Annotated in this window: 9 protein-coding genes; 4 read left to right on the plus strand and 5 right to left on the minus strand. The window is 56.9% G+C overall.

Going from position 1 to position 9,521, the window contains the following annotated elements:
- Nucleotides 1-59: 59 nt before the first annotated feature.
- Genes QZ190_RS07990 through QZ190_RS08005 form a run of 4 tightly spaced genes read right to left on the minus strand, consistent with a single transcriptional unit; the run spans nt 60 to nt 3,822 of the window.
- Nucleotides 60-851 carry an SDR family NAD(P)-dependent oxidoreductase gene (locus QZ190_RS07990; protein ID WP_291915243.1) on the minus strand — a complete coding sequence of 264 codons (792 nt, stop codon included), beginning with the start codon at nt 849-851 and terminating at the stop codon, nt 60-62.
- Entirely contained in the window at nt 851-1,936 is a 1,086-nt protein-coding gene (locus QZ190_RS07995; RefSeq protein ID WP_291915244.1) for a mandelate racemase/muconate lactonizing enzyme family protein, read from the minus strand. The genes QZ190_RS07990 and QZ190_RS07995 overlap by 1 nt, the downstream gene beginning before the upstream one ends.
- A 9-nt stretch (nt 1,937-1,945) precedes the next feature.
- Nucleotides 1,946-2,890 carry a tripartite tricarboxylate transporter substrate binding protein gene (locus QZ190_RS08000; protein WP_291915245.1) on the minus strand — a complete coding sequence of 315 codons (945 nt, stop codon included), beginning with the start codon at nt 2,888-2,890 and terminating at the stop codon, nt 1,946-1,948.
- Between the two features lie 59 nt (nt 2,891-2,949).
- Complete coding sequence (locus QZ190_RS08005; protein WP_291915246.1) at nt 2,950-3,822, minus strand: TauD/TfdA family dioxygenase; 873 nt, start codon at nt 3,820-3,822, stop codon at nt 2,950-2,952.
- A gap of 89 nt (nt 3,823-3,911) precedes the next feature.
- Here QZ190_RS08005 and QZ190_RS08010 point away from each other — a divergent pair, with 89 nt between their 5' ends.
- From QZ190_RS08010 to QZ190_RS08025, 4 genes are all read left to right on the plus strand, one after another.
- Nucleotides 3,912-4,796, plus strand: coding sequence for a LysR family transcriptional regulator (locus QZ190_RS08010; RefSeq protein ID WP_291915247.1), 885 nt, complete (start codon nt 3,912-3,914; stop codon nt 4,794-4,796).
- Nucleotides 4,797-5,196: 400 nt separating this feature from the next.
- Nucleotides 5,197-5,691 carry a peptide-methionine (R)-S-oxide reductase MsrB gene (gene msrB, locus QZ190_RS08015; RefSeq protein WP_291915248.1) on the plus strand — a complete coding sequence of 165 codons (495 nt, stop codon included), beginning with the start codon at nt 5,197-5,199 and terminating at the stop codon, nt 5,689-5,691.
- 2 nt (nt 5,692-5,693) lie between these two features.
- The gene (gene msrA / locus QZ190_RS08020) at nt 5,694-6,380 is read left to right on the plus strand and encodes a peptide-methionine (S)-S-oxide reductase MsrA (protein WP_291915249.1); all 687 of its coding nucleotides are present in this window, start codon (nt 5,694-5,696) and stop codon (nt 6,378-6,380) included.
- 88 nt (nt 6,381-6,468) lie between these two features.
- Entirely contained in the window at nt 6,469-8,679 is a 2,211-nt protein-coding gene (locus QZ190_RS08025) for an OsmC domain/YcaO domain-containing protein (RefSeq protein ID WP_291915250.1), read from the plus strand.
- 227 nt (nt 8,680-8,906) lie between these two features.
- On the opposite strand, the gene QZ190_RS08030 is transcribed toward QZ190_RS08025, so the two are convergent.
- Nucleotides 8,907-9,521 (minus strand): DMT family transporter (locus QZ190_RS08030; protein ID WP_291915251.1); only part of this gene is annotated, 615 nt, incomplete at its 5' end.

The following is a 9,521-nucleotide window of genomic DNA, read 5'->3' on the forward strand; positions in this document are numbered from 1 at the left end:
TTCTGCGTTTTGCTTGGGCTTTTTGAAATCGGGTGCCCGTTATTTCGCTGCCGTCGTCTTCAATAAGGTATGGCACGACCAGAGCCACCATCCACCGCTATAGCTTGTCCAGTGATCGCGCTGGCAGCGTCGCTGCATAAGAAAACAGCCAGCCGGGCCATGTCTTCAGGTTGCATGAAACGACCTATTGGAATTTCTTTCAGCCTCAGGGCGGTGACTTGTTCGACGGTCATGTTTTCCAGTAACGCCCATTTTTCAAGAGCCGATTCAAGCCGGGGCGTCCACGTGTAGCCTGGATGGATCGCATTGACGGTCACCCCGAATGCCCCAACCTGTTCGGCCAGATGCTTAGTGAAATTTGTCACGCCCGCGTTGACCACACCATTGGTCATTCGGTAGGCACTGACATCTCGTGCCGTGATGCCTGCCATGTTGACAATGCGCCCCCAATTCTGGAATTTCATATGCGGGAGAACAGCGCGTGCACAGCGGATGTAGCCCATGAGTTTGATGTTGATGTGGTGTTGCCAATCTTCGTCTGACAAGGCGTCGAACTCATTCTGAGAAGAGCTGACAGCATTGTTGATGAGCATGTCGATGCGTCCGAAATGCGCATGGGCACTGGCCACCAGCGCATCGATATCCTGGGGAACAGAGACATCTGCCACCACACTCAGGACATCCAGTCCTTTGGCTTGCAGTGAGGTGCAGGCCTCTTTCAGGGCGGTTTCATGCCGTGCGCAAATCACCAGACGGGCACCTGCCTGTCCCAAATGATTGGCCATCGCATAGCCAATGCCCTTGCTGCCACCGGTGATCAGTGCCACGCGATTTTGAAAATTCAAATGCATCAGACCTCTGAATGGATGAGTGCTTGCTGGACAGAGAGACGTTGAATCGCAGACATGTCCAGAGCAGGCCAATAACCTGAGGGGAGAACAATACAGCCGTCAGCGAAACACAGGGGCGTTTGGAAAATATGGTCCCTTGGCTTGAGAAAGCCATTGAACTCACCTGCATTGACAATGGTGGAACGGGCAACACAGGCTTCCATCCAGCAACCAATTTCCGACGCCACACCATTGCCAAGCACCCGTTGCATGCCATGCTGGGTGATGCTGTGCAGATCGGCCATCAGTGGGTTGATGCCACCCGATTTCACGAGTTTGAGCTTGATGTATTGGGCCGCTTGCAGTTGTGCAGCTTTTTCAATGTCCTGTGGTTCAAAGATGGATTCGTCCAGCATCATGGGCACCGGACTGATGCGGGCGACTTGGGTTGCGGCCTCCCAATCTGTGTCCTTGCAGGGTTGCTCAAAGAGTTCGATGCACTGTGGTGATAGGGACTGAACAAATTCAAGAGCTTGTGCAAGTTGATAGCCTTGGTTGCCATCGAGCCGTAGGGTGGCACGGCCATTGACGTGCGCCTGTATCCAGGTCAGACGCTCCAGGTCGCTCGCCACATCAAAGCCGACTTTGACCTTCAAAGTCTTGAATCCTGCCGCCAAAAGTCGATCCACTTCGTCGTGGATCTGGCTTTTGTTTTTGGCGTTGACGGGAGCGAGCATGGGCACGGCGACTGTTTCGGCATGGGGTCCCAGCAGAGGATGGGACATTGCCATTTCGACAGCACTGACCAGAGCCGCCACGGCATGTGAATGCAAGCTGCGATGTTCAAGCCAAAGTGCCATGGCTTCTTGACAATGCAAGCCGATTGCTTTCTTCGCGTAATGCAGGCAAAAGTCCCACCCGCCCTGTCGTGTCTCATGGGTATAGCCTTCGACAATAGCCGCTTCGCCAAAGCCGATGGTGCCGTCATCTGTGGTCACGATCACCAGCAGGGTTTGCAAAGCGGTGAGTGTGGCAATCGCGCTTGGATAGGGCTCTTTGAAAGGCATGCTCAAGTCATGCAGCTGGATTTTTTCAATTCTGGACAAAGAGAACTTTCATGGAATCATCTTGAGTTGCTTGAGCAGCTGTGTGTCGTTGCGTGCCTGTTCGGTGAGCATGTCGGCCATTGCAGTACGGCTGATGGTGCCTTCAATCGTGCCCGAATCTTTGAGGTATTTTTGAAACCGTGCCGAAGCAACCCCCGCTTTGATCATGGCGTAGTTGCGCTCGATCAAGGCTTCGGGGGTACCTTTCTTTATGAACAACCCGCGCCAGTGGTACTTGACTATGTCAATGCCCAATTCTTTGAACGTGGGCACATCGGGCAATTGGGCCAACCGAGCCTCGCCGGTCTGGGCCAGAATCTTGGTACGCGGCGTAAAGGTGCCCGCCACGCTGACGTTGCTGACAGCGCCTTCGATCTGTTCGCCAATGACTGCGGCAATGGCTTTGCCGCCGCTGTCGTACGGGATCCAGCTGAAATCGCCATCTACCCTGCGACTCAATTGCATCATGACCATTTGGAACGGACCACCGATGGCATACCCGCCAATCCGAACATGGTCTTTCTTGACGCGCATTTCATCGGCAAAGGCACCAAAGTCTTTGAATTTCTGAGGCAGCGCATACAAGGCAAAGGGGTCGAGCTGAACCCGGTACAGAGGTTCGAAATCGGTCCATTCATGCAGACGGCTTGGCAACTGCAGTATGGAGGTGATGCCTGTCCCATCGGCCAGCAGGGTAAGGCCATCGGCAGGCGCTTGTTTCAAGAAAGACATGGCCAATTGACCCGATGCCCCTGGCTTGGGCTCCACAATCACGCTGCGACCTGAGCTTTTGCTGATTTCATCGGCCAGTATGCGCAGCATCACATCTTGCGGAGCCCCTGCACCGGAGCCGTGCACGATGCGCATGATGGGCTGCTGCTGGCCCCAGCTGGGGGCGGACAAACCCGCCAGTAAGCCCAGGGCCAATATGTGACGTCTTGTTCGGTGAAGCATGTGTTTGTCTCCTAATCGTTGCGAGTCTGAACAGAGGGTGTTGTCGGGAGGGGCGGTATCTAGCGAGATGCGATTTGAGTGCGATACATGAGCCTGCGTGAATGGGGATCGAAAGCATCCCGTTTGTGCAAGGTGCAAGTGTTGTCCCACATCATGACGTCGCCAGCGGTCCAAACCTGGGTCCAAGTGAAACGATCCTGGGTGGCGTGAGCCCACAGTGCATCCAGCAAGGCCTCGCTTTCCTGCAGTGCGAGGCCTTTGATGTAAGCATTGCGGCGACGCCCCAGCATCAAGGCTTTTTTGCCGCTTTGCGGTTGAGTGGTTACCAGGGGATGAATGGCACCTACCGTTTGTGTGGGGTCAGTGTTGTCGGTAAACCCCAGTCGCAACTCGCCGGCACTGTTGCGACTGGCATCGTGCACACAACTCAGGTATTGAATGCGTTGCTTGAGTTCATCGGACAAGCTGTCGTAGGCCATGTACATGTTGGCAAAGTGGGTGTCTCCACCCGATGGTGGCACTTCCTTGCTGAACAGGCACGCGCCTTTCGGCGGAAATTCGTTGTAGGTCATGTCCGCATGCCAAACAGCTTCGCCATCCCCGAGTGCACCGACCGGTACACCGCCAACTTTCACGTTCGAAATCACGGCGATTTCTGGCGGCAATTCGTCATGGGTCTTGCTCATGCCGTGGCTGACGGTGGGTCTTTTGTCCAAAGGACCAAAATGCTTGGAAAAGGCGATTTGTTGCTCAAAGGTTACATGCCCCTGATTTCTGAACCGGAGAACCAAGTGCTCTTGCCAAGCCTGTCGGATGGTGTCGAGCTGGTGCGCACTCAACGGCTTTGACAAGTCGATGCCTGCAATGTCAGCGCCAAGTGCTTTATGAGAGGCAATCACCTCCAAGGTGTCAACGTTTTCCATGGCTTGCATCTTGGTGTCCTTCTTTTTTGATTGAAATCAAGCGTAAGTGAGTTATATTTATAAGTCAATTTTGTTTTTTTGATGTTTCTATAATAAAAATGAATATAACTTTTCGACAGGTGGAAGTGTTTTTGGCTTTAGCCCGGACTTTGAGTTTCAGTCAGGCGGCCAGGGACTGCCACATCTCGCAGCCCGCGCTCAGTTCCAGCATCAAAAAACTGGAAAGTCTGCTGGGGGCACAGTTGTTTGATCGCCATACGCGCAAAGTCAAACTCACGGTGGTGGGGCAGGAGTTTTATGCGCTGGCCACAACGCTCGATGAGAGCATCCAGCATTCACAGGTTCGGATTCGGGAATTCATCTCAGGCGAGCGTGGCAAGCTCGTGATTGCGGCGGTGCCTTCCTTGGCCGCCGGTTATGCGCCGCGAGCCATTGCCGCATTCCTGCACCGCCACCCTGACATTGACGTGCAATTGGTGGATGTCCTTTCCGACCAGTGTCTGGAGATGTTGCGCATAGGCACGGTCGATGTGGCCTTGACGCCAGCCTATGCAGAGGGGCGAGAGTTTCATCAAACAGCGCTGTTCGAGGAGGCCTTGGGTGCGGTGTTGCCGCTGGGACATGTCTTGACTGAAAAGCAGCTACTTTCATGGGCCGATTTGAAACCTTATCCCTTGGTGGTGGTGAACTCAACTGGCCATCTCAGGCAAACCATCTACACGGAATTTCGACGACTGGGCTTTCTCTTGGAGCCTGCCTATGAGGTGGCACAAGTGGGCACCATGTTGGGTTTGATCCGCGAAGGCTTAGCTATTGGTGTGCTGTCAAAAACCTTACTGGAATGCTTTGACCTGAATCACCTGACTTTTCGACCCATTGACAGCCTGTCTGCATTCCGAACAATTTGCCTGATGACTTCGGTGTCCCGTACACAGACCCCAGCCGTGGATGCTTTCATGAAAGTGTGCATGACCATGCCATGAGAGTGTTTCAAACTGACTTGACCCTCACACAGCCAATGACCCCTTGCGAATAGCAGTTAAATGCCCGCCAGATACGGAAACAGTTGGGCGTTGACAAAAGCCTTGAGGTCGTCAACCGTGAGCGCGGCGTTGTGGTCGGGAGGATTGCTCGGTGTAATCCAGTTCGCTGGTGACCCCCGCGTCTTTGTGCAGGATGTCATCGATATTTTTAAAGGTTTGTTCGAACATAGGTTTGCTTTTTTACGGGTGCGGCCATTCGCTGCGTTCAGGCATCAGCGCTTGCGGCGTAAAAAAACAGGACAATCAAACCCTCAATACGGATGGTGCTGTAACTTTTCGCCATTCCTGCACGAATCGAGTCATGAAGCCCCGTGTTTCAGCAACCCACCAGGTCACTCCCATGAAACGACGCCACATGATCAAATTCTTCTCGGCCTGGTTGGCCAGCGCAACGCTGCCCTTGAGCGCGGCGGCGGCCGCTTTTCCTCTGAAGAAAACCAAAGCCGAGTGGCGCAAGTTGGTCTCTCCGAGTGCGTATGAAGTGTTGTTTGAGCACGGCACCGAGCGCGCGGGCAGCAGCCCACTCAATGCCGAGAAGCGGCCCGGCACCTTTGTGTGTGTGGCCTGCAACTTGCCCTTGTTCAGCTCGGCCCACAAATACGAGAGTGGCACGGGTTGGCCCAGTTTTTTCCAAGCCTTGCCGGGTGCTTTGGGCACTTCCACCGATTTCAAGCTCATCTACCCACGCACCGAATACCACTGTTCGCGCTGTGGCGGGCACCACGGGCATGTGTTCGATGACGGACCCAAACCCACGGGCAAGCGCTACTGCAACAACGGTGTGGCCTTGGCGTTTGTGCCCGAAGGGCAAACCCTTCCCGCATTGAGGGCATGAGCATGAACCGCACGACTGTTTCAAAGCCCCTGCGTTGGTTGGCCATGGCATGGGCCGCTGGCGCCTTCTTGTTGACGGCTTGCACGCCCAGCCAGTCTTCCAGCGCGGGCCAAGCCCCTGCGGCCCAGGCCGTGCCCACCGAGGTGGTTGCCGCGCCCGTGGTCAACGGCAAGCCCATGGCTTACGCTTTGTTTGCCGGTGGTTGTTTCTGGTGCATCGAGGCCGACTTTGAAAAACTGGCCGGTGTGCTGGCCGTTGAGTCGGGCTACACCGCTGGCCAAACGCCCCAGCCCACCTACGAACAAGTCAGCGCCGGCCACACGGGCCACACCGAGGCGGTGCGGGTGCTGTACGACCCGAGCCTAGTCGGTTATGCGCAGTTGGTCGACTACTTTTGGAGGCACATCGACCCGACCGTCAAAGACCAGCAGTTTTGTGATGTGGGCCCGCAATACCGCAGCGGGATCTATTGGCAAAATGAGGCCGAACGCGCTATCGCCGAAGCCAGCCGAGACGCCTTGATCCGCAGCGGCCGCTTCAGCACCATTCACACCGAGCTGGCGCCCAGCTCTGCGTTTTACTTGGCCGAGGACTACCACCAGGATTACTACAAGAAGAACGAGCTGCGCTACAGCTACTATCGCTTGAGTTGCGGGCGGGACGCGCGGGTTAAAAAGCTCTGGGGTTGAGGCCCCTGCGCCGGGCCAGTCGTCTTGGCCTTGGCGTGTCACACACCAAGCGCCCCTTTGGGGGCGTTTGTTTTTTTGGAACCACCACATGGAAATCAAAGTCAACTTTCTCGACAAACTGCGCCTGGAGGCCAAGTTTGACGACTTCACCGTGCTGGCCGATCAGCCGATTCGCTACAAGGGCGATGGCTCGGCGCCGGGGCCGTTTGATTATTTTTTGGCGTCGTCGGCTTTGTGCGCGGCGTATTTTGTGAAGCTGTATTGCGAGACGCGCGGCATTGCTACCGAGCACATTCGCCTGTCGCAAAACAACATCGTGGACCCCGACAACCGCTACCTGCAGACCATCAAGATCCAGGTGGAGTTGCCGGCCGACATGTCGGACAAAGACCGCCAAGGCATCTTGCGTTCTATCGACCGTTGCACGGTCAAAAAGGCGATTCAAGCAGGCCCCACTTTCATCGTTGAAGCGGTGGACAGCTTGGACGCCGACGCGCAGGCATTGCTCTCCCTGAGCCCTGATGCGCAGTCGCAGACCCGCATTGCGGGCAAGGACTTGCCGCTGGAGCAGACCATTGCCAACATGACGGCGGTGTTGGCCAAACTGGGCATCAAGATCGAGATCGCGTCGTGGCGCAACCTGGTGCCCAATGTGTGGTCGCTGCACATCCGCGACGCGCATTCGCCCATGTGCTTCACCAACGGTAAGGGTTCGACCAAAGAGAGCGCCTTGGCCTCAGCGCTTGGCGAATACATCGAGCGCCTGAACAACAACCACTTTTACGCGGGCGTGTTTTTTGGCGAAGACCTAGCGCAAGCCGACTTTGTGCACGACCCCCGCGAGCGTTGGTTCCCACCGGGCAAGCGCGACGCGCTGCCCAAAGGCTTGTTGGACGAGCATTGCCTGAAGATTTACAACCCCGACGGCGAGCTCAAGGCCTCGCACCTGTTCGACACCAACTCGGGCAACCCCTCGCGCGGCATTTGTGCGCTGCCCTATGTGCGCCAGTCTGATGGGGAAGTGGTGTACTTCCCATCGAACTTGGTGGAAAACCTGTTCGTGAGCAACGGCATGAGCGCGGGCAACACGCTGGTTGAAGCGCAGGTGCAGTGCCTGTCAGAAATTTTTGAGCGGGCCGTCAAGCGCGAGATCTTGGAAGGCGAAATAGCCTTGCCCGATGTGCCGACGGAAGTGCTCGCCAAGTACCCTGGCATCGTGGCTGGCATCGAGGCTTTGGAGGCGCAGGGCTTTCCGGTCTTGGTCAAAGACGCGTCGTTGGGTGGTCAGTATCCGGTGATGTGCGTGACCTTGATGAACCCGCGCACGGGTGGGGTGTTTGCGTCCTTTGGCGCGCACCCCCGGCTGGAGGTGGCGCTGGAGCGCAGCCTGACCGAGCTGCTGCAAGGCCGCAGTTTTGAAGGCCTCAACGACCTGCCCGCACCCACCTTCACCAGCAACGCCGTGACCGAGCCCAACAACTTTGTGGAGCATTTCATCGACTCCAGCGGTATCGTGTCGTGGCGGTTTTTCAGCGCCCAGGCCGATCACGAGTTTGTGGAATGGGACTTTGCCGGGCAGGGCAACGATGCCACCGCGCAAGAGGCCGCCACGCTGTTCGGCATCTTGCAAACCATGGGCAAAGAGGCCTATGTGACGGTGCACGACCAGCTCGGTGCCACCGCCTGCCGCATCTTGGTGCCCGGCTATTCCGAGGTGTACCCCGTCGACGACCTAATTTGGGACAACACCAACAAAGCGCTCTTGTTCCGCGTCGATGTGCTGAATCTGCACCGCTTGGACGACGAAGCACTGGCTGCTTTGCTGGAGCGACTGGAGAACAACGAACTCGACGATTACCTGGACATCGCCACCCTGATCGGCATCGAGTTTGACGACAACACGGTGTGGGGCCAGTTGACGGTGATGGAGCTCAAACTCTTGATTCACCTGGCTTTGCAGCAGCTCGAAGAAGCCCACGAATTGGTGGGTGCCTTCTTGCAATACAACGACAACACGGTGGAGCGCCGCTTGTTTTACCAAGCCCTGAACGTGGTGCTCGAAGTCACGCTGGGCGAGGACTTGGACTTAGAAGACTACGAGGTGAATTTCCGTCGCATGTTTGGCAACGAGCGCATGGATGCGGCCATTGGCTCTGTGGACGGCAGCGTGCGCTTTCATGGACTAACGCCCACCAGCATGCAACTGGAAACCCTGGACCGGCACCAGCGCCTGCTCGACAGCTACAAAAAACTGCATGCGGCGCGGGCGCGTGCTGTGGCTAAGCAGACTTTGAATTGACGGTGTGAAGCCCTGTTGTACTTCGCGGGTCTGTGCCAGACCCCGGAATGTTGAGCCTTGATGGTCCCAAGCTTCTTTCCGATGGCTATGGTCAACAACTGCCATGTCGGACCTGAAGGCACCGACCTACGAAGACAGATGTATGCCCGTGGTCCAACATTTCCCTGTAGGTCGGACCTTTATGGTCCGACATCGATCCTTTCGCGAAGCAGCATGTCAAAGCCCGATCAATTGGATGTCTTGGCTTTGACCCGCACCCCACCAATCACCCCCGCCACCAGCAGTGCAATGCCCGCCAGCGTAAGCGGCTCGGGCCACTGGCCGCGCAGCCAGAAGGCGTAGCTGAGTGCCGCCAGGGTTTCAAACACGATGAGCTGCCCGGCCAAGGCGGTGGGCAGGCGTTGGCTTGCGGCGTTCCAGCACAGAGTGCCCAGCCAGGAGGCCAGCAGGCCGATGGCCACCATGAGGCCGACAAACTCCAAGGGACGAGGACCCAGTGGCATGGGCAAGGGGTCTTGGGTGGCGTTGGCCCAAAGCCAGTAGGCGGCATAGCCCAGCAAGGCCAGCGGCAGAGTGGCGATGCCCTGCGCTGTGGCCCACACACGGGGGTTGCGATCGGGGTGGCCGCGCAGCCAGTCGGCGTTTTTCAGCGGGTACCAGGTCCAGCACACCACCGCGCCCACGGCCAGCGCCGCTCCGGTGATGTAGCGCGAGGTGTCGGCTGCCGGGTCTTGCACCAGGGCTGTCCACTCCACATGGTTGACGCAGGCGATGCCCAACAAAATGAGCGCCAGTGGCGGTGGCCACTTCAACCCCCGGAAAACGCCCTCCCCCCGGGGGGT

Origin of the sequence: Limnohabitans sp., from assembly GCF_017848645.1 — a bacterium.
Lineage (GTDB): Bacteria > Pseudomonadota > Gammaproteobacteria > Burkholderiales > Burkholderiaceae_C > Limnohabitans_A.

Bases quoted from the DNA above. Each gene is read 5' to 3' on its own strand.
- QZ190_RS08005 (WP_291915246.1), bottom strand. From the start codon at position 3,822: ATGCAAGCCATGGAAAACGTTGACACCTTGGAGGTGATTGCCTCTCAT.
- QZ190_RS08000 (WP_291915245.1), bottom strand. From the start codon at position 2,890: ATGCTTCACCGAACAAGACGTCACATATTGGCCCTGGGCTTACTGGCG.
- QZ190_RS08010 (WP_291915247.1), top strand. From the start codon at position 3,912: ATGAATATAACTTTTCGACAGGTGGAAGTGTTTTTGGCTTTAGCCCGG.
- QZ190_RS07990 (WP_291915243.1), bottom strand. From the start codon at position 851: ATGCATTTGAATTTTCAAAATCGCGTGGCACTGATCACCGGTGGCAGC.
- msrB (WP_291915248.1), top strand. From the start codon at position 5,197: ATGAAACGACGCCACATGATCAAATTCTTCTCGGCCTGGTTGGCCAGC.
- msrA (WP_291915249.1), top strand. From the start codon at position 5,694: ATGAACCGCACGACTGTTTCAAAGCCCCTGCGTTGGTTGGCCATGGCA.
- QZ190_RS08025 (WP_291915250.1), top strand. From the start codon at position 6,469: ATGGAAATCAAAGTCAACTTTCTCGACAAACTGCGCCTGGAGGCCAAG.